The sequence below is a fragment of the Candidatus Edwardsbacteria bacterium genome, from assembly GCA_031082425.1.
Classification (GTDB): Bacteria; Edwardsbacteria; AC1; order AC1; family EtOH8; genus UBA2226.
Map to the genome: position 1 here is coordinate 70,726 of JAVHLB010000004.1, position 22,847 is coordinate 93,572.

The 22,847-nt window shown below is 56.2% G+C and carries 18 protein-coding genes; 4 read left to right on the forward strand and 14 right to left on the reverse strand.

Going from position 1 to position 22,847, the window contains the following annotated elements:
* Window positions 1-20 precede the first annotated feature (20 nt).
* From RDU76_05155 to RDU76_05190, 8 genes are all read right to left on the reverse strand, one after another.
* Window positions 21-2,138 carry a S9 family peptidase gene (locus RDU76_05155; GenBank protein ID MDQ7798316.1) on the reverse strand — a complete coding sequence of 706 codons (2,118 nt, stop codon included), beginning with the start codon at window positions 2,136-2,138 and terminating at the stop codon, window positions 21-23.
* Between the two features lie 51 nt (window positions 2,139-2,189).
* A complete protein-coding gene (locus tag RDU76_05160; protein MDQ7798317.1) occupies window positions 2,190-3,290 on the reverse strand; it encodes an L-threonylcarbamoyladenylate synthase in 1,101 nt (366 codons plus the stop codon).
* 9 nt (window positions 3,291-3,299) lie between these two features.
* Window positions 3,300-3,821: a peptide deformylase gene (def, locus tag RDU76_05165; GenBank protein MDQ7798318.1), complete on the reverse strand. Its 522-nt coding sequence runs from the start codon at window positions 3,819-3,821 to the stop codon at window positions 3,300-3,302.
* Window positions 3,822-3,830: 9 nt separating this feature from the next.
* Window positions 3,831-4,157: a preprotein translocase subunit YajC gene (gene yajC, locus RDU76_05170; protein MDQ7798319.1), complete on the reverse strand. Its 327-nt coding sequence runs from the start codon at window positions 4,155-4,157 to the stop codon at window positions 3,831-3,833.
* A gap of 21 nt (window positions 4,158-4,178) precedes the next feature.
* Window positions 4,179-4,586 carry a cytidine deaminase gene (locus tag RDU76_05175; GenBank protein MDQ7798320.1) on the reverse strand — a complete coding sequence of 136 codons (408 nt, stop codon included), beginning with the start codon at window positions 4,584-4,586 and terminating at the stop codon, window positions 4,179-4,181.
* Between the two features lie 32 nt (window positions 4,587-4,618).
* Window positions 4,619-5,797, reverse strand: a complete 1,179-nt coding sequence (locus RDU76_05180; GenBank protein ID MDQ7798321.1) for a phosphopentomutase — start codon at window positions 5,795-5,797, stop codon at window positions 4,619-4,621.
* A gap of 88 nt (window positions 5,798-5,885) precedes the next feature.
* The gene (locus RDU76_05185; GenBank protein ID MDQ7798322.1) at window positions 5,886-7,691 is read right to left on the reverse strand and encodes an Ig-like domain-containing protein; all 1,806 of its coding nucleotides are present in this window, start codon (window positions 7,689-7,691) and stop codon (window positions 5,886-5,888) included.
* An 18-nt stretch (window positions 7,692-7,709) separates the two neighbouring features.
* Window positions 7,710-9,353 (reverse strand): hypothetical protein, encoded by a 1,644-nt coding sequence (locus tag RDU76_05190; protein MDQ7798323.1) that lies wholly within the window; start codon window positions 9,351-9,353, stop codon window positions 7,710-7,712.
* A 224-nt stretch (window positions 9,354-9,577) separates the two neighbouring features.
* Here RDU76_05190 and RDU76_05195 point away from each other — a divergent pair, with 224 nt between their 5' ends.
* From RDU76_05195 to RDU76_05210, 4 genes are all read left to right on the forward strand, one after another.
* Window positions 9,578-11,032 (forward strand): transglutaminase-like domain-containing protein, encoded by a 1,455-nt coding sequence (locus RDU76_05195; protein ID MDQ7798324.1) that lies wholly within the window; start codon window positions 9,578-9,580, stop codon window positions 11,030-11,032.
* Window positions 11,029-11,757: an ABC transporter ATP-binding protein gene (locus RDU76_05200; GenBank protein ID MDQ7798325.1), complete on the forward strand. Its 729-nt coding sequence runs from the start codon at window positions 11,029-11,031 to the stop codon at window positions 11,755-11,757. Before RDU76_05195 ends, RDU76_05200 begins: the two co-directional genes overlap by 4 nt.
* A gap of 587 nt (window positions 11,758-12,344) precedes the next feature.
* A complete protein-coding gene (locus RDU76_05205) occupies window positions 12,345-13,928 on the forward strand; it encodes a DUF4388 domain-containing protein (protein MDQ7798326.1) in 1,584 nt (527 codons plus the stop codon).
* Window positions 13,925-15,589 (forward strand): hypothetical protein, encoded by a 1,665-nt coding sequence (locus tag RDU76_05210; protein MDQ7798327.1) that lies wholly within the window; start codon window positions 13,925-13,927, stop codon window positions 15,587-15,589. Before RDU76_05205 ends, RDU76_05210 begins: the two co-directional genes overlap by 4 nt.
* Window positions 15,590-16,056: 467 nt before the next feature.
* Here the strand turns inward: RDU76_05210 and RDU76_05215 are convergent, their stop codons facing one another.
* The 6 genes from RDU76_05215 to RDU76_05240 form a co-directional block, all read right to left on the reverse strand.
* Window positions 16,057-17,376 carry a TldD/PmbA family protein gene (locus tag RDU76_05215; protein MDQ7798328.1) on the reverse strand — a complete coding sequence of 440 codons (1,320 nt, stop codon included), beginning with the start codon at window positions 17,374-17,376 and terminating at the stop codon, window positions 16,057-16,059.
* Complete coding sequence (locus RDU76_05220; protein ID MDQ7798329.1) at window positions 17,377-18,738, reverse strand: TldD/PmbA family protein; 1,362 nt, start codon at window positions 18,736-18,738, stop codon at window positions 17,377-17,379.
* A gap of 52 nt (window positions 18,739-18,790) precedes the next feature.
* On the reverse strand, window positions 18,791-19,309 hold the full coding sequence (gene cobO / locus RDU76_05225; GenBank protein ID MDQ7798330.1) for a cob(I)yrinic acid a,c-diamide adenosyltransferase: 519 nt from the start codon (window positions 19,307-19,309) through the stop codon (window positions 18,791-18,793).
* Between the two features lie 26 nt (window positions 19,310-19,335).
* Window positions 19,336-21,027: a lamin tail domain-containing protein gene (locus RDU76_05230; GenBank protein MDQ7798331.1), complete on the reverse strand. Its 1,692-nt coding sequence runs from the start codon at window positions 21,025-21,027 to the stop codon at window positions 19,336-19,338.
* Window positions 21,028-21,117: 90 nt separating this feature from the next.
* A complete protein-coding gene (locus RDU76_05235) occupies window positions 21,118-22,446 on the reverse strand; it encodes an ATP-binding protein (protein ID MDQ7798332.1) in 1,329 nt (442 codons plus the stop codon).
* 2 nt (window positions 22,447-22,448) lie between these two features.
* Window positions 22,449-22,823 (reverse strand): response regulator, encoded by a 375-nt coding sequence (locus RDU76_05240; GenBank protein MDQ7798333.1) that lies wholly within the window; start codon window positions 22,821-22,823, stop codon window positions 22,449-22,451.
* Between the last annotated feature and the right edge of the window lie 24 nt (window positions 22,824-22,847).

The following is a 22,847-nucleotide window of genomic DNA, read 5'->3' on the forward strand; positions in this document are numbered from 1 at the left end:
TCAAAGATATTTTTCCCGGCTCATTTCCCGATCCCGAAAAGGCCGAGAATAAAGGCATATTCAAAGGCCTCCTCCTTAAGGTAATCGAACCTTCCGGTCAAGCCCCCGTGGCCGGCCCCCATATTGGTTTTCAGCAACAGAAGATTATTATCGGTCTTAAGGGCCCTGAGCTTTGCCGTCCATTTGGCCGGCTCCCAGAAGCCCACCCGGGGGTCGTTCAGCCCGGCGGTTATCAGCATGTTGGGATAGTTCTGCCTTTTTACGTTATCGTAGGGCGAATATGATTTCATATAGAAGTAATAGGCCGGGTCTCCGGGGTTGCCCCATTCCTCGTATTCAGCGGTGGTCAGGGGGATGGAAGGGTCAAGCATGGTGTTGATGACGTCCACGAACGGGACATTGGCCACCACTCCCTGGAAAAGATCGGGCCGGATATTGGCCACCGCCCCCATCAGCAGCCCCCCGGCGCTGCCTCCGGTGATCACCAGTTTGTCCGGCGAGGTATACTTTTGAGATATCAGGTATTCGGCACAGGCAATGAAATCGGTGAAGCTGTTCTTCTTGTTCAGCAGCTTTCCCTGGTCATACCACCGGCGGCCCATCTCCCCGCCCCCCCTGACATGGGCTATGGCATAAATAAATCCCCGGTCCAGCAGGCTCAGGCGGGCGCTGGAGAAATAAGGATTGCTGCTGGCCCCATAGGCCCCGTAACCTTCCAACACCAGGGGGCTCTTGCCATCCGTCAACCGGCCCTCCTTATAGACCAGCGAGATTGGTATCATGGCGCCGTCACCGGCCCGGGCGAAGATACGTTCGCACCGGTAGTCATCCTGGTTATAGCCGCCCAGCACCTCCTGTCTTTTCAGTGATTCCTTGGCCCTTTTTCTGACATCATAGTCGTAAACCGTGCTGGGAGTGACCAAGGAGGTGTAGGAGAACCTCAGTTTGTATGACTCGTATTCCCAGTTGCGGCTGGGCCAGAAGCTGTAGTCCGGCTCCGGGAATTCCACATAATGTTCGGTACCGTTTTTACTGTCGATGATCCTTATATTCTTCAGGCCGTTGCGCCGTTCATATACCGCCATGAAATCTTTGAAGGCATCCACCCCCTCCAGCAATACGGAGTCGCTCGGGGCGATGAACTCCTGCCATTCTCCGCCCGCTTTGACCGAAGCTCTCAGCACCTTAAAATTGACGGCGTTTTGGTTGGTCAGAACATAAAAATACCGGCCCTGATGCTCAAGGTAGTATTCGATCCCCGGCCTTCTGGGTGATAGTATTTTCAACCCGCTCCGGGGCTTGTCGGCTTCGATGTAGCGCTCTTCGGTGGTGGCCTTGCTGGAGATATGGAGCACGATGTATTTCCGGCTGCGGGTCTTGAACAGCTCCAGGGAGTATTTAGGGTCGTCCTCCTGGTAAAGCAGAGCGTCACTCGATTGTGGTGTTCCCAGGATATGCCGGTAAAGGCGATAGGGCCGGTGGGATTCGTCCAGGGTCAGGTAGAACAGGGTCTGGGCGTCGTTGCCCCATTCCAGGCTGTTGTCGATCCGGGCAATGCTGTCGGCCAGGGGCCGTCCCTGCCTGATGTTTTTAACATGAAGCGAGTAGTATTCCGATCCGGTGGTATCCAGGGTATAGGCCAGCATCTTTTGATCGGGGCTGATCCGGTAGGAACCGACATCGAAATATTGGTGCCCCTGGGCAGCGGCATTTTCATCGAAAAGGATCTCCTCGCCGGCAGGCCGCCTGTCTTTTTTCCGGCAAAATAAAGAGTATTGCCGGCCCTGTTCGGTCCGGTAATAATAAAAATAGTTCCCCATTTTTTCCGGCACCGTCAGGTCGGTCTCCTTGATCCTGCCCCGCATTTCCTGATACAGGATTTCCTGGAGTGCCTGGGTGGGCGCCATCACCGCTTCGGCGTATTGGTTTTCCGAAGTCAGATACCTGATGACCTGGGGGTCCTCCCGCTGGCGCAGCCAACGGTAGTTGTCCCTCCGGATATCTCCGAACAGGGTGTCCGAGACGGGGACAATTGAGGCCTCCGGCGGCTTTGGGAGATGGGTCCCGGGCTGGGCAAATGAAAGGGAGGCGCACAGGGCCGCTGCCAGCATCGCAGCTGTCCAATATTTTTTCTCCATCGATCCTTTTTCTGCCTTCAAAATTGAAAAACAGGGCGCTAAAACGCCCTGTCAGTCCAGCTTCTCTTTTATCAACTCCAGAACGTCCGGCATTTCGGCCTTGATGAGATCCAGGGTCCTTAAGTAATCCTCCAGGGTTCCCCCGATGGGATCGGGGACCCCGTCAGGGGATAACAGCTTCACTTCATTTTCGGGAACCAATATTTTGACGTCCCGGCGGTGCTTCTCTTCCATGGCTATTATCAGGTCCGCCTGCCGCACCAGGCCCTGGGTGCAGGACGATGACCGGTGGCTGATGATGTCAAAGCCGTTCCTGGATGAGGCCTGCTGGGAGTTGCCCATGGCCGGCATTCCCGGCAGGGCGCCGGTCCCGCACGATCTTACCACAACCCTGTCCTTCCATGTCTTGGGAAGGATATGCTTCAGGTAGCCCTCGGCCATGGGGCTGCGGCAGGTGTTGCCGGTGCAAACGAACAGCACCTGTATTTTGCTGAGTTTCACCGGAATTCCGATCTGCTGCTGGATTTGGTTCGGAGAGACGGCCCCTTTCCGGAGGATCACCGGATGATCTCCGGTTATGTCCAGCACGGTCGAAGGACAACTTCTGGTTATCTGGCCTCCGTCCAGCATCAGGTCCGCCGGACCCGGCAATGAATCCATCACCTCCTGGGCGGAAAATGACTCTGCAGCCCCGCTGCGGTTGGCGCTGGTGGTCGCCAGCGGCATTCCGGATGCCTGGATGATCTCCTGCAGCAGGGCGTTGTCCGGGACCCGGAGCCCGATGGTCCCTCCCTTGTCAAGTTTCCAGCCGACCACCCGGTCGGAAGCCCTGACCACCAGGGTCAGCGGCCCCGGCCAGAATGCCCGGAGCAGCTTTTCAGCATAGGCCGGAAGCTCTTTGGAATATCGCTGGATCTCCCCGGCCGAACCGATGAACAGTATCAGGGGGTTTTTGAAATCCCGTCCTTTTAATTTGAATATGGCCCGGACCGCCTTGGCCGAATCGGCCCGGCATCCCAGGCCATAAACGGTGTCGGTGGGAAAGGCGATGACCCCTTCTTCCTTCAGGATACTGGCCGCCCGCCCAACGGCAAAAGAGCCCGGCTGGCCGGACTCCACCTTGATGATCAAACCTTTTTTACGGCCGAACATGGATTGCTTCTAATCTTGATTCAACTTCTTCAATTTGGTCTTCAGGAGCTGCCTTTTGATGGTGCTTAGATGATCTATGAACAGCACCCCGTCAAGATGGTCGGCCTCGTGCAGGAACACCCGGGCCAGGATGTCATCAGCCTCATACTCCAGGGCATTGCCGTCAAGATCGAAACCCGACAGGGCGATCTTCTTGGGGCGGCTTACCTCGGCATAGATGCCGGGGAAGCTCAGGCATCCCTCCTCGTAAATGACCTCCCCTTCCCTCAGGTGTATCCGGGGGTTTATCACCACCAGCGGTTGTTTGACCTTCTCGTCCAACAGCGGCAGGTTGATGATGCAGATCGATTTGGATTGCCCCACCTGCGGGGCCGCCAGCCCCAGGCCCCTGGCCTGGCTGAGGGATTCCACCATCCCCCTGGCCAGCCGGGCTATCGAGCCATCGATATTCTCTATGGCCTGGGTTTTTTTTCGCAGCACCGGATCGCCGAAGATCCTGATGGGCATTATTTTATTGTCTTGCCCGATCACTGGAAAGCCCTACTTATTTTCGATCTTGGAGGCCACGGTTGATTTCTGGACCTCTATTTTGACGTTCTCGTCGATCTTCAGGACCACGATGTTCCTCTGTTCGTCGACCCCGACGATGGTGCCGTGGATGCCCCCGGCCGCCACCACCCTGTCGCCCTTCTGCAGGGTGTTCAGCATCTCCTTGTGCTTCTTCTGCTGTTTCTGCTGGGGAAGTATCAGCAGCAGATAGATGATCACGAACATGATGATGATGGGCAGCAGTCCCATCAGCCCCCCACCCGAACTGCTTCCGGACGGCGCTCCGCCCTGTCCCAATGCAAATGCTATTCCTAACAATTTGGTATCCTCCTTTAATGTTTATTTTAGTGATTTTGGCCCGAAGGCAAACGGCAGTAATTTCTTCAGGGTGGTTTTGACAGTTCCCTTCTTGCCCGGCATGATGACCGATATATCCGGGGCGAATTCATTAAGCACCTGGCGGCAGGCCCCGCAGGGGGCGGTAGGTTCATTGCTGCTGGACGCTATGGCTATGGCCAGAAAATCTTTCTCCCCCTCGGACAGGGCCTTGAAAACGGCGTTCCTTTCGGCACAGCAGGCCAGGCCGTAGGAGGCATTCTCCACATTGCATCCGGTGTATATTCTGCCGCTCTTACCCAACAGGGCGGCTCCCACCTTGAACCCAGAGTATGGCGCATAGGCCTTTTGACGAACCTTTTTTGCAGCCTCGATCAGGCTTTTAGCGTTTAGAGGATAGGGTTTAGGCATTTTTTATGCTCTCCAAAAAAAATCTTGGCATCTTAACGGTTTATCAAACCCAAAAAGCTCTGCACGTGCTCCAGGCCGGCTATCTCAAACATCTCCGCCAGGGTGGCGGCTATGTCGGAAAAACTTTCTCTGACGCCCAGATCGATGCCGCTTTTTAATCCCGGTCCGTAGACCAACAGCGGCACATATTCCCGGGAATGGTCGGTGGATGATGTGGTGGGATCGTTGCCATGGTCGGCGGTAATGATCAGGATGTCTTCTCCGGTCATTGCTTTGAGCAGGCCGGGCAGCCAGGCATCGAAATCCTGCAGCCCCCGATAAAACCCCGCCACATCGTTACGGTGGCCCCAGGTCATGTCGAATTCCACCAGGTTGGCCATCAGCAGGCCCCGGGAGAGCTTTGGCCAGGCGTCAATGATCTTGGCCATGCCGTCATGGTTGTCATCACTGTGGAGGCTCTGGGTCAGCCCCTGGCCGGCATACAGGTCGTGGATCTTGCCCACCCCCACCACCTCCAGCCCGGCTTTTTTAATATGATCCAGAATGGTGGGCCGGGGCGGCTGGAGCGAAAAGTCCTGCCGGTGCGCTCCCACTCTCTGGTAACTGCCGGAGGTCCCGATGAAGGGCCGGGCTATCACCCGCCCCACCGCATGCTCACCGGCCAGAATATCCCGGGCCTTCCGGCACCAGTCGTAAAGCTGTTCCAGGGGGACCACCTCCTCGTGGCAGGCTATCTGAAAGACGCTGTCGGCCGAGGTGTAGATTATCGGGAGGCCTGTCCTGACATGCTCATCGCCCAGTTCCTTGATGATCTCCGTCCCCGAGGCGGTCTTGTTGGCCAGAATATCCCGGCCGATGGCCTTTTTGAACGGGTCGATGACCTCCGGAGGAAAACCTTGGGGGTAGGTGGGAAACGGCTTTACGGTCACCAGCCCGGCCATCTCCCAGTGCCCGTCGGTGGAGTCCTTGCCCGGCGATCTTTCGGCCATCTTGCCGAAATTGGCCGAGGGCTTGTCTGACGGCTCCATTCCGGCCAGGGGGATGATATTGCCCAGCCCCAATTTTTGCAGATGGGACAGCTTAAATCCCCCCGGTATCGCCCGGGACAGGTTGCCCAGGGTATTGCTGCCGCTATCCCCGTATTTTGCCGCATCGGGCAGTTCCCCCACCCCGCAGCCGTCCAGCACTATCAGCACCGCTTTTCTCATAATCTTTTTTATTATCTCATATTTTTTCATGATTGTAAATAGCAAAAGCCCCCCGCCATAGGGCGGGGGGCTTTATTAAAGGAATACCTTACTAGTACACTTCTAAACGGATGTTGTCAATATAAAAGCCTTCAGAAGGCCAAACGTTGCCCACGGCATCGGTGTCAAAGGCCAAGGCAAAACGCACTTTTGTTCCCAAATAAGCATTTACTGACCAGCTTGCAATTGACCATCCGGGTGAGTTGCCGCTCCAGGTTAATAACGTTGTCCAACTGGCTCCGTTATCGGTGGAGGCGATAAGCCGGCAGGCATCGGCCGCGCCATCGGTGTAATACCATCTATCATACCGTAAACGGCAGTTGCTGTAGATGTTATAGGCGGTAAGGTCCATCTCCGGCATCATCAGGGTATCGTGAACCGCGGTGGGGCCGGCCACCAGATAGCTGGAGTCGGCATCCACCCCGCAATGCCAGGCATATAGACCGCCGTTATTAGTATTTGCAGATACGCTTCGGGTGCTGCGATGCCATAGCTGGGGAGTGGTCCCCCGGGTGGTCCAGCCTACGTTTCCATCCTCTGCCATGTCGTTGAACAGGATCATCACCAGGCCGGAATTGTAATTGATGGAGGCAAACAGGTCGTCGGAAACCTGATAGGTGCCCTCGCCGGTGGTATAGGCGGCCTCGCCGGAGATGCCGTTGTTGTTCTGGTCCAGGTAGAATCCGGCGGTGTCGCGCACCAGACGGCTGACCCACAGGTAGCCCGAACCGTCGTAGTTCTCCAGAGAGTAGCGCACCCCCATGGTGTCGGGAAGGATGCTGATGCTGCCCGGGATGTACTCGGTGTAATCGGCGTTATTGTAGATCTTGATATTGGAGGTGTTGAGGGTGGCCGGGTTCATCTTGCGGGTGAACCGGATCACCAGGCCCCGGTTGGCATCCACATAGGCGGTGGACAGCACCCGCAGGTTGGTGTTTTGGGTCGGTATGCCGCCGTTGCGGGGATCGAAGGTGCGGAATTTGATCCGTTCCCGGTCCAGGAACTCGTTCTCGGCGTCTCCATTGTTGTTGCCGTCAAGCATGTTGCCCTTCATGTCCTTTATGGTGGTCCTGACGGTGAAGAAATAATCGTTGGAATCAACCAGAACCGTGGCCAAGGGCCGGAACCGGACTATGTACAGGGTGGGGGCGAACGATTCCTCGACATACATGGCCGGCAGGGTGACCACCTGGCCGTTGGCCTTGGTCAGCACGAAGGCGTCCTGGGTGATGCTGGCCCGGTCGACGCTGTCGTTGTCCATGATCCATATCTCGATGGAATCGGTGGTGCTGAAATAGATGGCATCGTTGGTGGGCCTGGCCATAGCCACCGTGGGAGGCGTAACGTCATAGGCCGCGGTGGTAGTGGTGAAGCCGGTGAACTGCTCCCTGTAAAAGTCCTGCGGGTCCACCCAGTCGTTGCCGTTGCCGTCCAGGGCGTGTCCGTGGATATCCCTGGCCCCGGTGGTGACCGTTACCAGATATCTGGCGTCGTCATCCCAGCCGTTGGTGGCTTTGATGGTGGCCTTTTTGGAGGCCTTGTCATAGCTTACGGTGTAGGTCAGGGGGGTGGCCAGGTGCTCCACCTCCTGCAGCAGGATGGTGCTGGTGTTTATGGTCGAGGGATTCATATCGGCGTCGAACAGCACCACTATCTCATCGTAGGTCGGCGACTCATAAAGGGCATTATTGCCGTCCCGGGTGTTGATGCTCAGCACGGTCGGACCCTGGGATTCCATGGCGGTAGTCGGCAGGTAGGAACTGGTGATCGGTTCGAACGGGTTCTCCTTCTTGCCACATCCCACGATGACGGCCCCGATCAAAAGGACAACAGTCAGAGTATATAAGGCTTTTTTCATCTCTTTTGCTCCTCTCTTTTAGAATTTAAATACGGCTGAAAGCTTCCAATTGGTCAGGTCGTTCAACTGGGCGAAGCCCATGAAGTCCAACTGCAGGTTGGGGGTAACCTTCCATCCAGCACCGTAGGTGTATTTGGTATCGCTGGTCGCTTCTTTGAGCGTCCAGGATTCTCCGGTTACATCATCCAGCGGGTTGGGATCGTAAGCGGTGGTAGTTGTGCCGTCGCCATGGCGGGAAACTATGGTTACCATCTCACTACCGCCAGTCAGGGTCTCGTTGCGGGTGTTATTTAAATTGCTGATCTGATGATCGGCTCCCAGACGGAAGACGATATTGTCGGTCAGATTGAACTCGACTCCCACCGGCAGTGAAAGCAGGTATCCAGCCTCGGTAGTTTTGTTTTCCCACGCTTCGCCCCAGCTTAGAGTTGAGTCATAACTGGCCGGCAATGTAGCATTATTAAATTCGCGATATGTAAAGACCTCCCGCTCAGCCCGATCACTGGTCTGGGTCATCTCCGTGCTGCTGGTGGTGAAGCCCAGCCCTATGGCGAATACGGCCTTCTCCAGCTTGGCGGTGTTGACCATCCGGAAATCTATCTGATTCTGGGTGTATTCCCCGGTGACCGCGTCGGTATAGCTCGCGGTATAATAATCCGAGTTCACGGTCACGTTCTGCTCATGATAGGTTCCCTCCCAGGTCGCCTCATCCGCGGTGTAGCCCAAATGGGTGAACTGCAGGTCAAAGCGGGTGTTAACGTCGTCGGTCCACTTGTAGACATAGGCGCCGCCGCCGGAGAAGGCGGTCCCGGAATATTTTATGTCATTGTTCCAGTCCTCGGTCTCGCCGTAGCTGTCGCCGCCGGGATAGGCCGAAGCGAAGGTATAATCATACTCGTCGATAAACTCGACGCCACCCATGCCGATGGCCAGCCGCAGGCTGAGGTCCATCTTGTCGTTCATCGGCTTCCAGACCGAGGTGCCGATCCAGTTCTCGGTCTGGGTCATGGCGTAGCTGCCGGTATCGTTGCCGGTCTCGGTATAAATGGTCTGGCCGGTGATGATGTTCTGCTCTGAGAGGTCCCAGTTGCTGAAAGCATCCTCTTTGTATGATTGGGCGGTGCGCTTGAAGGCCAGGCCCAGCCTCATATCGTTGACCTGCTTGGCCCATCCCAGGAAATAATCGGTCTGGCCTTCCTGGCCCTGCCACTGTTCTTCTTCCTTGGTGGTTTCCCTGAAATCGTATCCGGGATTGGTCCCGGGATCGATATCGGTCAAGGTCACATTTTCAACAACCTCGCTGTCGGCCTCCATTATGTAGTTGCGGGAATACAGCAGGCCCAGTTTGCCGTAGCCGAAGATATCCGAGGTTCCGCCCACCACATAGGTGCCGGCATCGGAGGGATTGAACTGTTCCTCGTTCTTGTTATAGATGTTGGCCAGGTTGGTGTACAGGTACTTGCCATCGATCAGGTCGATCCGGGCCGGATCCAAGAAACCCCAGCGGCCCAGCATCAGGTCCAGGTTATCTTCCAATAACCCGGCGGTCGACTGGTTGCGGAACGAATTGTACCAGGGATAGGTTTGTTCAGCTGACATCTGGGCCAAAGCTGTTGACGCTATCGCTAGTAAAACCAGGATAGTCAAAACTTTTGCTCTCATTTCTCCTCCAATTATTAGTTTGGCTTTAGGTTGATGATATTAATGTAAATTAAATTGATCCCTAACCTAAAATTTACGGTGAATTGGAACCTCACCCCCTTTCGTCTTTAATGTTATAATAATACATTTAGATAACATTCATGTCAAGCATTAATTTATAAAATTATTGACTATTTTTACCCAGATGGTATAATAATAAGACAAATTGATAATTTTTTAGGTTTATGAAAAAGACTCTGCCCTTGATGATATTCGGATTCCTGTGGATCGTATCCCTGGGATGGTTCGGATATCAAAAAGCCGGCTGCCAGAAACCGATCTCCACCCTGCAGGGCGATACCACCGCCTACAAGGAGATCTGGCACGGCATCTATTTCTCCGGGCAAAAGGCCGGCTACTCGGTGACCGTCACCCAAAGGCTGGATGACGGAGGACGCCAGGTCAGCAACCGGGCTTTTTTAAGGATCAGCATGATGGACACCCCCCAGCAGATCAAGACCGCCACCAGCTACCAGCTGGACCGGAATTATTTCCTGCAGGACTTCGCTTTTGTGATGGAGGGAGCCGCCGAGATCAATGTCCACGGCCGGGTGAACGGCAAACAATTGGACATTGATGTGGCCACCGGCGGACAGAACCAGCGGCAGACCATCAAATTAGACGGGCCGGTATACCTGCCGGATGCCATCGAGCCGATGATCGCCAATAAAAGCATAAAAAAAGGCAGTAAATATAATTTCTCCACCTTCGACCCCACCTCCCTGTCGCTCCAGCCGGCGGTGATCGAGGTTCAGGCCCAGGAGAGCCTTAGGATCGATGACCAATCACACTGGGCCACCAAATTGAGCCTAGAGATGGCCGGCACCACCAGCACCATCTGGGTGGACTCGGCGGGAAATACCATTAAAGAGAACGGGCCGCTGGGCATAACCCTGGTCCGGGAGACCAAGGAATCAGCCCTGCAGATCCCGGCTGATGACACCGGGATAGACCTGCTGACCCAGCTTTCGGTCCCGGTCACTGGGATGGCTTTGGACAAACCCCGGGATATTGAGTATCTTAAGATCAAAATATCCGGCCTGGATATAAGCCGGATGGATATTGCCGGAGGTCGGCAACAGATTCTGGATATCAAAGAGCAGATAGTTTCCATATCAGAATTGAGAGGCAATATACTGGACGCTGTTCGGCCCGACAGTTTAAAAAAATATCTGGAGCCCACCGCCCTGATCCAATCGGACGATAACCGGATCAAAGGTACTGCCAAAATGATAATCGGCAAAACCCAGGGAAGCTGGGAAAAGGCCCTGGCCATCAGCCAATGGATCAACCAGAACCTGGTCAAACAGATGACCGTCAGCCTGCCCTCGGCGGTGGAGGTGCTGTCGTCCCGGCGGGGGGATTGTAACGAGCACGCCACCCTGTTCGCCGCCCTGGCCCGGGCCTCTGGCATCCCGACCAAGCTGTGCCTGGGCGTGGTCTATATGGACGGGCGGTTCTATTACCATGCCTGGAATGCCGTGTACTGCGGCAACAAATGGATAGAGCTGGACCCCACCTTCGGCCTTAACCCGGCCGATGCCGCCCGGCTGCGGATCATCGAGGGCGACCTGTCCCAGCAGAACCGCCTGCTGCCGGCTTTGGGGAATTTGAAAATAGAGATATTGGAGTCCCGATGACCGCCGGGATAGAATTGATCCGGGCCGTCAAAAGATTCGGAAACAAGACCGCGGTGGACGGCCTCAGCATCAGCGTGGCGCCGGGGGAGATCTTCGGGCTTTTGGGCCCCAACGGGGCCGGCAAAACCACATCCCTGAAGATGCTGGCCGGGCTGATGAGACCCGACCAGGGCGGCGCCGCCATCTGCGGGATGGACATCCAACGGGAGCCTGAGAAGGCCAAGATGCAGCTGGGCTACATCCCCGATGATCCATTCATCTACGAACTGCTGACCGGCCGGGAGTTTTTAAGGCTGGTGGCCCACATCTACCAGATCCCGAAAGGTGATATCGAGCCCCGAATAAACCTCCTGGCCGAGGAGCTGGACGCCCCGGCCTGGCTGGACCAGCGCACCGAGGGCTATTCCCACGGCATGCGCCAGAAGGTGGTCATCGCCGCGGCCATGCTGCACGACCCCCTGGTCTATCTGATAGACGAGCCGATGGTGGGCCTGGACCCGGCCAGCATGATCACGGTGCGCAATATCTTCAAACGGGAGGCCGCCAGGGGCAAGGCCCTGCTGATCTCCACCCACACCCTGTCGCTGGCCGAGGCGGTCTGCCACCGGATCGGGATCATCGCCCAGGGCAGGCTGGTGGCCCTGGGGACCCTGGACGAACTGCGGGAGCTCTCCCAGAAGAAGCACCAGGGCCTGGAGGATCTTTACCTGGAATTCACGGCATAAAATTATATTTTTGGATATTAATTTATGTCATATTGGCTATCAACAAAAGACAGGGATGGATCAAAACGTATAGTTTTGTTTGATATCCCTCCTTTCATTCTGGTCATTTGTACGGGAATATTCGCAGCCATAACGATACCCAATATCTTTGTCCATCCCAAAGGTTCTTTCATTATCATTTGGACAGTGCTAATTACCGGACTCATCCTGTTTATAATCACTAAAATCACAGTTTTCAAAAAAGGTCTCTTGATGTCTTTTGGTACTAAAGCTATGACCCCTTTTTATCGCAAGTTATATTATATAGGCTATACATTGATTGTTTTGGGGTGTTTGGCGTTGCTTTTATATATTAAATTTGCGTAACATTTATCTGTCATTCCCGCATAGGCGGGAATCCAGCAAAAATATGGATCCCTGCCGGAGTTTACACTGGATTAAATGAAGCGTAGGAATGACAAGCCTGATTCTTAATTATCAAAAGATTCTTCGGCTTGTCAGGCAAGTAGACAGACTCAGAATGACGGAAGGGTTAATCAAAGCCCGTACCCCCAATATCTAACATCTAAAACCTATTATCTATTAAGATGGCTCTTGAAGGCAACATATCGGAATTCAGCCTGCCGGAGATACTGCAGCTGCTGTCCAGCCAGCGCAAGACCGGCGTGCTGCAGCTGGAGCAGGAGGGCGACAGCGCCGCCTTCGATTTCGAGGAAGGGAAGATCACCGGCGGTTTCTACCGCCGGAAGGACCGCCAGGAATTCCTGGGCGGCTACCTGTTCAAGACCGGGCTGATCACCGAGAGCGCCCTGGCCCAGGCCGAGGCCCAGCAGGAACGGCTGAACATCCCCCTGGAGGAGGTGCTGATCGAGAAGGGTTTCATCTCGGAGGAGGATTTCACCGAGGTCATCCGCTTCAAGATCCAGGAGATCATGGACGAGGTCTTCATCTGGGTGGAGGGGCATTATACCTTCGACCTGAAGACCCGGCTCTACACCCAGAGCAAGTACCCGGTCAGGCTGGACACCGACGGCTTTCTGCTGGAGGGCATGCGCCGGCTGGACGAATGGATGAGGATCCGGTTGCTGATCCCCTCCTCCGAGACCATGGTCCACCTCAAACCGGGATTCCGGCCCGAGGGGCTCAACCCAGAGCAGGAGAAGGTCCTGGAATTTCTGGGATCCCGGCATCTGGCGGCCGGCAAGCTGGTGGAGATCAGCGGCCTGGGCAAGTTCATCACCTGCCAGACCATCGTCGAGCTGGCCGAGATGGGCGCCATCAGCATCATTCAGACCAGGCCGGAGCAGGCCAAAACGGGGGTCCAGGGGTTCAACGCCGCCGCCCAGGCCAGCGTCATCAGTTTGATGCTGAAGCACCTGGGCTCGCTGATCCGGCGTTTGTCCGTCTATCCCTTCAACAATCCCCGGGTGCTGTCGGCCCTGGAGGAATTCTTCTACCTGTTCAACGGCCTGGGGCTGGCCGAGGAGGGTCTGTCCATCGTTCCCGGCCTGGATGGCGCCAGGATCAACGGCCAGTTGATAGATCCCCGGCATGACCTGATAACCCAATTCGGCCTGTACTTGAACCAGCGCCGGATAGAAAAGCTGGAATTGCTACCCCAGCTGAAGAACGACGAACTGCGGACCTTCGCCTACCTGCTGGCCATGCCTTCCGACCTGGTGCAGATGCTGGACGGGCCAGCAGCGCTGATAAAAGGACACCACCTGCCGCACATCCGGATCGAGCATTCCCGGCAGCGCCTGGAGCCACTGATGCAGAACGAGCGGGTCTTCGTGATCCCCAGCCGCTTCATGGAGCTGCTGGACGACCAGGATAACGAGGCTATCAGGCAGAAGGACAGCCGGCATCTGTTCGAAAGCCTCAAGCAGGTGATACAATTCCCGGCTCCGCCCCTGGCCCCGGAGGACAGCCTCAAACTGGAGGAGGCCGAGAACTCCGCCGAGAAGGCCTTTGGGGTTTACAGCCGCGGGGGCCGGGAGAAGTACATCGAGAAGACCGTCCAGGTGCTGATGCGCCTGCCGCCCGCCGCCCGTCTGGCCTTCCTGAAGCGCAAGGTCAACGATGTCCGCTGGCTGTTCCAGCTGGACAACGTGACGGCCATCTCCCGGGACCAGTTCGACCGCATCTTTGCCGGCTCGAAAAAAAAATGAACCTGCCGCTCTACATCAGCCGGCAGAATCTTAGGGGCTCCTTCAGGAAACTGCTGGAGCCCCGGCCGGGAAAGTTGCTCCAACTGGCCTCCTATCTCTTCGCTTTGACCCTGTTCCTGGCCGGCGGCTACCTGCTGTTCCACCGGCTGTTCGCCTACCTGCTGGCATTGGAGGCCATCGGGCGGTCCCTGCTGTTCCGCCTGCTGTCCTCGTCTTTTTTGACCTTCTTCATCATGCTTTTTTTAAGCAATCTGATCACCTCGCTGTCCACCCTGTTCCGCTCCCGGGAGGTGGATTTTCTGCTGTCCACCCCCCTGCCCCCAAAAGCGCTTTTTGAGTACAGCTTTTTCAAGACCTTCTTCTACAGCTCCTGGGCCACCTTGATCCTGGGACTTCCGCTGACCGTGGCCCTGCTGGTGACCCTTAAAGCCGGCCTCTGGGGCATCCTACTGGGCCTGGCCCTGCTGCCGCCTTTTGTGGCCATCCCGGCCGCCCTGGCGGTCTCGCTGCTGCTGGTGGCAGTAAGGGTCTTCCCCAGATTGAGCCTGCGGCATCTGCTGGCCGGCCTGCTGGCCTTCCTGGCCCTGGCCTCCTGGACCTTCTTCGCCTTTGCCCGGCCCCAGGGGCTGTCCATCTCCCAGATAAACACCATGCCCGAACTGGAGAGTTATATGTCGTCCCTGGCGGTGGTCAATTCCCCGCTGCTGCCCAGCACCTGGATCACCGAGGGACTGATGGCCGGAGTGGGGGGCGGCATCTCCACGGCCCTGGGCCGGCTGTGGCTGCTGGCCATCACCGCCCTGTTTTTGACCTCGCTGTGCCATTACCTGAGCCAAAGGTTCTATCTGAACAGCCTGACGGCCCGGGTGACCGGCTCCCCGATGGAGGTCTACGGCTCCAACCGCCGGCTGACCTCCTGGTGGGCCCGAAAATTCCCCATCGCCGCCAAGGACAGCCTGCTGTTCCTGCGCGACCCCACCCAGTGGGCCCAGGGCCTGATCTTCATCTCCCTGCTGGTGATCTACCTGGGCAGCCTGCGCCGCTATCCCATGTTCTTCACCTTTCCCATGTGGAAGGTGGTGATCACCTTCATCAATTTCGCCTTTGCCGGGTATATCCTGGCCACCCTCTCGGTGCGTTTCGTCTTCCCGGTGATCAGCCTGGAGGGACCCACCCTGTGGTTCATCAAATCCTCCCCCATAAAAGGATACAGATTGTTCGCCGAGAAGGCCTTCGTCAGCATCATCGTGGCCCTGGTGTTGACCGAGACCTTGAGTTTGATATCCAACCAATTGCTGCACACCATGCCGGGCTTGAAGGTGATCAGCCATATCAGCCTGGGACTGATGTGCCTGGTGCTGACCAGTCTGACCATCGGGCTGGGGGCGATGATACCGGATTTCAAGGAGCGCAACCCCAGCAAGATCGCCTCCGGGCTGGGCGGCCTGCTGGCGGCCCTGGCGGGCCTGGCCTATGTGGCCCTGTCCATTGTGGTGTTGGCCTGGCCGGCCTATTTATATGCCATGAACCAATGGAGAAGCCGGGTGAACTACGGCCAGGCGCTGGTGATATCCTTCGGGATATTTCTTTTGTTGTCGGGCATCGCCATGTATCTGCCGCTGAAGTTCGGGCTGAAGAGGATAAAAGAGATGCAGGTATAATATATTTGTAAAACAAAAGCGGCTGGAGGAAACTCCAGCCGCTTTTCAATTTATCCCCCGTCTCCTTTATGGGGTCCCCGCCGGGGGCGACCAATCCTGCCTGGCAGGCAGTTAGGGGCACGATGCATCGTGTCCCTACAGTAATTTGCCAACCTTAGATGTTTCTCTTGCAATGATTATTTGCCAGAATAAAATTCTCTGTGTTCTTTGTGCGCTTTGTGGTAATAAATCCTGGATTCCCATTGGAATTTATCCCGCACTTGATGCGGGACGGGAATGACACGTTGGGATGACAACCGGGTCAGGGCGAACGGCCGTTCGCCCTGACTACAAATTGGGAAACGGTTCTGGATCCCCAACCCTACCCTTCCCTCCCCTCGAGGGGAGGGTTAGGGAGGGGTCAAATAAAACCCCCTTCCCGCATCGGGAAGGGGCAGGGGTTAGGTCGCCCCGTCAGGGGCGGTCTCTTATTTCCCCGCTATATTCACATCCTTGAACATCACTGCCGGGGTGACAAAACTCCCCCGCGACACCACCATCTCCTGGTCATCGGACAGCTCCACCACCTGGTCCTTGAGCATCTCATAGACATTGCCCGAGATCATCACGTCCTTCACCCGGCCGGCGATCTTCCCGTTCTCTATCTTGTAGCCCAAAGCGATATTGGCCGAAAAATCCCCCGCCAGCAGGTTGCTCTGCCCGGCCCCCAGAAAATCGTAGACGATGATGCCGGACTTGATGTCCTTTATCATCCCGGCCAGTTTGGCTGTTCCGGGCTTGATCACCAGATTGCTGACCCCCGGCGACGGCAGGCTGCTGAAATCGCGGCTGGCGTGGCCGGTGGATTTCTCTCCCAGGATCCCGGCGGTCTGCAGGTCGTAAATAAAGCCCTGGAGCACCCCTTGGTCGAACAGCTTCATTTTGGCGGTGCACACTCCCTCGTCGTCGTAGGGCGAGGAGCCCACGGCATATTCGTAGCCCGGGTCGTCGCTGATGGTGATCTTCTTGTTCAGAATATCCTGGCCGATCTTGCCGGTCAGGGGCGAGGCCTTCTTCTGCACCTGCTTGCCGTTGACCCCCATCCCGATGGCCAGCCACAGCAGATAGGCGGCGTCGGTGGAGAATATCACCGGCATCTTTCCGGTGGCGACCGCCGCCGGCTTCTGGGCCTCCCTGTAGAGTTTGGCGATCTTGCCGGTTATTTTGGCGCCCTCCCGAGTCAATTGACAGCCGCTTCTCCCGTCGCCCACGTACAGCAGGCCGTTGGGGGTGACCGCCATCCCGGAGATGCTGTGGGAGAAACCGCTTTTCCGGTAGGAGACATCCAGCCCTTTGCTGTTGGCCAGGTAGACCTCGGTCAGGCCCTGGCGCAGGGTGACATCAAGTTTGAGTTTGGGGGCCTTTTGTTTGAGCGTTTCGATGTTCTTCTTCCCCTCGGCGATGGCTTGGTCGGAAGTATATTTCTCTAATTTTGGGTCGTATATCGCGGCCTTTCTGACCGAGCATTTACCGGGGAATTCAAAGAAGGCCTTTTGGCCGAAACCGGCGCTGGCCACGGCATTGTCCACCAGTTGGTCTAATTTCGACAGATCGGTGGTGGAGGAGAAGCCTATCCGGCCGTCCTTGATCACCCGCAGGCCCAGCCCGGTGCTCTCCTTGTGTTCCACCGAATGCAGTTTCCCGGTCCTGAACTCCACCGGCATGGACTGTCCGTGAAAGGCTATCACCTCGGCCGACTGGACCCTGCTCCGGCACTTGGCCAATACTGTATCTATGATGTTCTTCATCTATTTGCCTCCGATCACTACGTCTTTTATTCTGATATGCGGTCCGCCGTCCGATACCGGCAGGGGCATCTGCCCGCCCTTGCCGCAGCCCCCCAGTCCGCCGTGCAGCTGCAGGTCGTTGCCGATGGCGTCGATGTTCTTGAGGGTGACAAAGACGTTGCCGGTCAGGATGACGTCCCGCACCATCGGGCCGATCTTGCCTTTTTTGATCCGGTAGGCCTTCATGGCCGAAAAGGTGAACATTTCGGTCTCGGTCATTCCCCCCAGGGCCGACACCACGTACAGCCCGTCCTCGATCTCACCGATCATTTGCTCGAACTTATAATTGCGCGGCTCTATGTAGGTGCAGCCCATCCGGACGATGGGTTTGAACTGGTAGCTGATGGCCCGTGAACTGCCGGTGGGCTTTTCGCCCATGATCCCGGCGGTCTCCCGGGAATGCAGCCGCCCCACTAAAAGACCGTCCTTCACCAGGTAATTCTTTCCCGATGGCACGCCCTCCTCGTCGTAGGCATAGAACCCTCTCTGGCCGACAATGGTGGCGTCGTCCAGGATGGTCAGATCGTTGTTGCCGAAGCGGGTGCCCAGCTTCATCAGCTTCTGCAGTTCCTTGTTCTGGTATATCTCGTCGGCCTCCGACAGGTGCCCGAAGGCCTCGTGGGCGAACACCCCGCACATGATGGGGTCTATCACCACGGTATATTTTCCGGAGGAGACCTTTTCCGCCTTGACCAGCTCCCGGGCGTCGCGCACCGCCTGCTCGGCCTTATGCTCCTGGCCCAGGGCGGTGCTGTATCCCCTGGTGTCCCCCACCGAGGCATGGGCCCGCTGGACGTTGGCCCCCTCCTTGGCCACCGCGGCAAAGGCCGCCCCGCAGTAGATCCTTTCCTGGGTGATATAGCTGCCCTCGCTGTTGGCGTAGGTCTGCTTTTTAAAGACATCCTCGTACCGGGTGTTGGAGCTGATGATGCCGGGCGAGTCCATGATCAGGCCGTTGTACCGCTCGGTCAGCTCTTTTTTCTGGGCCAGCGATATTTTGCGGGGATCGTCCTTTAGGCTGACCCGGACATGGTCCCGAACCGGCTTGACCTTGGCCAGCTGGGACCGGCCCCTGCCCACCTGCCTGGCCGCCTGGCAGGCCTGGGCCACCTTATGGTCCAGCTGTTCCAGGGAATTGAACGAGGAGAATCCCCAGCCGCCCTTGTGCAGGGCCCGGACGTTGCCGCCGAAGGAGTTGTTTACCCCGATGTTCTCCAGCTCGCGGCCCACGTAGTTGACCGAGGTGACGGCCCTCTCCTCCAGCCGTATCTCCAGGTAATCCACCGCCCCCAGCCCCAGGGCCTTTTTGATCACATTCTCCATGAAGCTCCTTTTTCAGACACTTATATTTGAATTTTAATTTTTACCATTTGTATTAAAACTCTATCCCCTTCCTGGCCGGCACCCCCTGCTGGTAATAATGCTTGACTTCTTTGACCTCCGAGACCAGGTCGGCCAGCTTGATCACCTTGGGATTGGCATCCCGCCCGGTGATCACCAGCTCCATCTTCTCTGGCTTTGTGGCTATCAGGTTCAGCACATCTTTGAGGGGAACCAGATGGAAATCCAGGGCTACGTTCAGTTCGTCCAGGATGATCATGTCATATTTACCGGAACCGATGGCCTTGGCCGCAAAGGCCAGTCCCTCCCGGGCGCCCTTGATGTCGGCCGGGGCCGGGTTCTTCTTGTCCACGAAGCTGGGCCGGCCGAACTGCTTGATGGTGAAGCCCGGCAGTTTTCTGGCGGACCTCAGTTCCCCGTAGTTGACCTTGCCCTTCATGAACTGGACCATCAGGATCTTTTTCTTCTGTCCCGAGGCCCGACAGGCCAGCCCCAGGGCCGCGGTGGTCTTGCCCTTTCCGTTGCCGGTGTAAACCTGGATCATGCCCTTCATTTGATAATATCCTTATATTAATAATATCATAATTTGCCAGCCAACGCCACCGTGGCCTTTGCCTTGATGGTGCCGTTACTGGAGGTCCCTTTGGCCTCCAGCAGGATCACGTAGATCCCCATGGGACATTTCCTTCTGTCCTCATCCCGGCCATCCCAGGCATAACAGCCGTCTTTGGCCGAATGATAATTATTCAGCAGGTTTCGCACCCGGCGGCCCAGCCGGTCGTATATGCTGATGTTCACCACCGCCTCATCCCAGGGCAGCTTGTAATTGAGGATGGTATGATCCTCAAGGCCGTCATCATCCGGGGAGAAGGGGTTGGGGCCGGCCGTGATCTCGGCGCCGAACGAGCAATTCTCCAGGTAGATGCTGTTCCGTCTGCCGGGGGTGGAGCCGAAGGGGTCCTTTGACAGCCCCCAGCTGGCGGCGGTATTGGATATCAGGAGCGGATTGATCCTCTCCAGGGTTTTTCCCTGTCCCTTGCCCCAGTCGGGAAGGTACTGGACCATATCCTCCTGAATGCTCCTAAGATCCCGGAGCCTGACCAGGTCACCGTAGTCATTCAGGGCCGGCCAGCCGCCGCTGGGCTTTATCCGCAGGCATTCGGCCAGCGGCTGATTGTCAATGGCGGTCAGTATCAGATAGCTCCGGGGCGTCATTATCAGGCTGGAGGATGTGATCAGATGGGGTGTTCCCAGATTATCCTCCACCGACCAGCCTCTGATATCCACCGGCCCGGCGGAACGGTTGTAAAGCTCCATCCACTCGGCCAGACTGCCGTTGGGATAATACATGATCTCGTTGATGACCACCGGGCTGCCAACGGTCAATTTAATATTGCGGTAATTATTGGCCGTGTAGTTTTCGCTGCTGCAGCTGGCCGAGACCGCCAGATCGTATTGTCCCTCGGCCAGCCCGGATATTTGGGCCAGGGCGGTGCGCTTGTCGCTTAAAAGGTCCCAGGATAAAAAAGCGAACAGTTTTTCGGCCGCATCCCTGATGGAATCGCCGTTCCTGTCCTCAAACACTTCGATCACCGGCAGATAAGCGGTGTCCAGCCCCATGTTGACTATCTCGACCGAAAGGGCGAACTTCCCTTCCGGCAGGATGCTTTCGGGAGAGACAATGATGCTTGAGACAGCGATATCCACCGGATAGGGCTGGTTGGTATGCCCGGGAGTTGGCCCGACAAACTCCTTCCAGTCGGCCTTGCGGTTTGAATCAGAACCGTCGCTTATAAGCCCCAGTGAATTGCCGCATAAAGCGGTGTCCAGGAAAACGCCCCTGGTCCAGATGCCGGCGGCGGCGGCGGTGGCCTCGTAGGTCATGCTGTCGTCGCCGTACTCCACGAAATCAACGATGGTGTCCTTGTTGCTGTTGGTAAAAAGGGCCAGCGAGCCCTTGGTGTTGGTCATGTTGCTGGATATGCCGGCAGTCCCCTCGTAGATCTCGGCGCCGGTATTGATGCCGTCCCTCCGCAGATATACCAGGATGAAGGATTGCGGCCCGATCTTGATCCCGGCAGGAAGGATAAAATGCGGGCTGCGCGAGGGGTACAGGTCCCAGCCGGAGAGGTCCTGCTCGGTGGAGTCGGAATTGTAAAGTTCTATCCACTCCAGTCCGGTGTCGTTGCTGGGGTGGGGATGGTAGCAGAATTCGTTGACCACCACGGCGGGATTTGCCGTCGTGGCCCCAACGGCGATCAACCCTGCCAAAATTAATTTGCTTAAAACTGTCATATCGGTTATATGCAAAAAATGTGGCCCAGGGCCACAGAATAATTCAGGTTTTTGGTTGTTTGCAGATCAGTCGGACATCGGCAGGCTTACCGAGAAATGGCTGCCCTTGCCGACGATGCTTTCCACGGCTATGCTGCCGCCGTTGGTCTCTATGATCTCCTTGCAAAGCGACAGCCCGATGCCCGTGCCCTGAAGGGTGTGCACCTTTTGGTCGGTGCGGTAGAATTTTTCAAAAATATGCGGCAGATCCTGGACCGCGATGCCCACTCCGGTGTCGATGAAGTTTATTTCCATCTTCCAAAGCCCTTCCTCCAGCCGCCAGCCGCCGGTTTCAACGGTCACGCTGCCGCCTTCATTGGTGAATTTCACGGCATTGTCCAGTATCTGGCTGAAGGCGAACCTTAAGGCGTTGATATCTCCCTTGGCCGGGGAAACGCTCTCCGGGAATTTTTTTATAATGGTAATATTCTTTTTCTGGGCCTTGTGGCTGAGGTCGTTGACCACCGTATTCAGCAGGCCCAGGACATCAACCTTTTCCTTCCTCAAACCTATCTGTCCCGAGCTGGCATAACGGAAATTCAAAATCGAATCAAGGATGTTTGCCAGGCGTTCGCTCTCGTCCAGCACCACTTTCGTCAACTCGGCATTCTGCTGGTCGGTTTTCTTCGCTTCGTCGTACAAAATCTCCGCATAGCCCTTTATCACCGTCAAAGGAGTTCGCAATTCGTGGGAGATGTTGGTGACGAATTCATCCCTTAATTTGTTGAAATCCACCGCCGGGCTGGTGGGCATGAAAACCCAACCCAGGTTCTTTCCCGAATCATATTTCCAGAGCCGGGAATTAATGGTGATATCCCTGCCGTCCTTGGCCACGATCGTCTCCTGCTCCTTTTCGGCCTTATCCTGATCAGTCAGACAGGACTCTATTTTGGCGGTAATGTCGTTCCCGGAATTCTTGAATACTCTATTCCAGTTTTTGCCCAGTATATCCTTGGCCGTCCATCCGGTAATATCTTCCATGCCTGGATTGGCAAACAAAATCCTGCCTTCGTAATCCGCCAGTATCAGGCCGATCGGCTGCTGGTTCAATACCTTCTCGTATTTACCGGCCTCCTCCAATTGTTTCTTTGAAGCTCCGATGATCTCCTTTAGTTTTGATATCTCCTGCCCGCTGATGCGCTGCTGGTTTTGGATGTTCTCCTTAAGAGAGTCGCATTCCCCTTGCGCCTGTTGCAAAGCATGGAGCTGTTTCTTCTGCCTGGAAAACAAGACCAGGCCCCAACCGCCCAGCAAAGAAGCAGCGCTAAAAGCCGAGATCTTCAGGAGCAGGCTTCCCGGCAGAAAAAGCATCATTGCCGCAAAGGGCAGTGATAGAAGCCATAAAAGATGCAGCATTATTACTTGGCATCCCCTATCATGCTTTTCACCAGTTCCAGAAGCCGGTTGGGGCTGAATGGTTTGGTGATATAGTCGCTGGCCCCCATCGTTAAGCCCTGCTCCCGGTCCCGCTCCTGGCCCTTGGCGGTCAGGATCACCACGGGAATGCCGGCCAGCTCGGCATCCTCTCTGATCTTTTGGCATACCTCATAACCGGAAAGCCCGGGCATCATTACATCCAACAAGACCATGTCCGGCTTCTCTTCCTTGATCTTCTGCAGACCGCTCTGGCCGTCATTGGCTGAAATGACGGTATACCCCTCCTGCTCTAGCTTGAATTTAATCACCCTGGCAATGTAGGGTTCATCATCCACCACCATGATTTTTTTGGCCATTATCGCACCTCTTGATCTTTATAT

What these genes read in the sequence shown, in the direction of transcription:
- RDU76_05155 (MDQ7798316.1), bottom strand. Translation starts at nt 2,138, where the DNA reads ATGGAGAAAAAATATTGGACAGCTGCGATGCTGGCAGCGGCCCTGTGC.
- RDU76_05160 (MDQ7798317.1), bottom strand. Translation starts at nt 3,290, where the DNA reads ATGTTCGGCCGTAAAAAAGGTTTGATCATCAAGGTGGAGTCCGGCCAG.
- RDU76_05175 (MDQ7798320.1), bottom strand. Translation starts at nt 4,586, where the DNA reads ATGCCTAAACCCTATCCTCTAAACGCTAAAAGCCTGATCGAGGCTGCA.
- RDU76_05185 (MDQ7798322.1), bottom strand. Translation starts at nt 7,691, where the DNA reads ATGAAAAAAGCCTTATATACTCTGACTGTTGTCCTTTTGATCGGGGCC.
- RDU76_05190 (MDQ7798323.1), bottom strand. Translation starts at nt 9,353, where the DNA reads ATGAGAGCAAAAGTTTTGACTATCCTGGTTTTACTAGCGATAGCGTCA.
- RDU76_05195 (MDQ7798324.1), top strand. Translation starts at nt 9,578, where the DNA reads ATGAAAAAGACTCTGCCCTTGATGATATTCGGATTCCTGTGGATCGTA.
- RDU76_05200 (MDQ7798325.1), top strand. Translation starts at nt 11,029, where the DNA reads ATGACCGCCGGGATAGAATTGATCCGGGCCGTCAAAAGATTCGGAAAC.
- RDU76_05205 (MDQ7798326.1), top strand. Translation starts at nt 12,345, where the DNA reads ATGGCTCTTGAAGGCAACATATCGGAATTCAGCCTGCCGGAGATACTG.
- RDU76_05210 (MDQ7798327.1), top strand. Translation starts at nt 13,925, where the DNA reads ATGAACCTGCCGCTCTACATCAGCCGGCAGAATCTTAGGGGCTCCTTC.
- RDU76_05215 (MDQ7798328.1), bottom strand. Translation starts at nt 17,376, where the DNA reads ATGAAGAACATCATAGATACAGTATTGGCCAAGTGCCGGAGCAGGGTC.
- RDU76_05220 (MDQ7798329.1), bottom strand. Translation starts at nt 18,738, where the DNA reads ATGGAGAATGTGATCAAAAAGGCCCTGGGGCTGGGGGCGGTGGATTAC.
- cobO (MDQ7798330.1), bottom strand. Translation starts at nt 19,309, where the DNA reads ATGAAGGGCATGATCCAGGTTTACACCGGCAACGGAAAGGGCAAGACC.
- RDU76_05235 (MDQ7798332.1), bottom strand. Translation starts at nt 22,446, where the DNA reads ATGCTGCATCTTTTATGGCTTCTATCACTGCCCTTTGCGGCAATGATG.
- RDU76_05240 (MDQ7798333.1), bottom strand. Translation starts at nt 22,823, where the DNA reads ATGGCCAAAAAAATCATGGTGGTGGATGATGAACCCTACATTGCCAGG.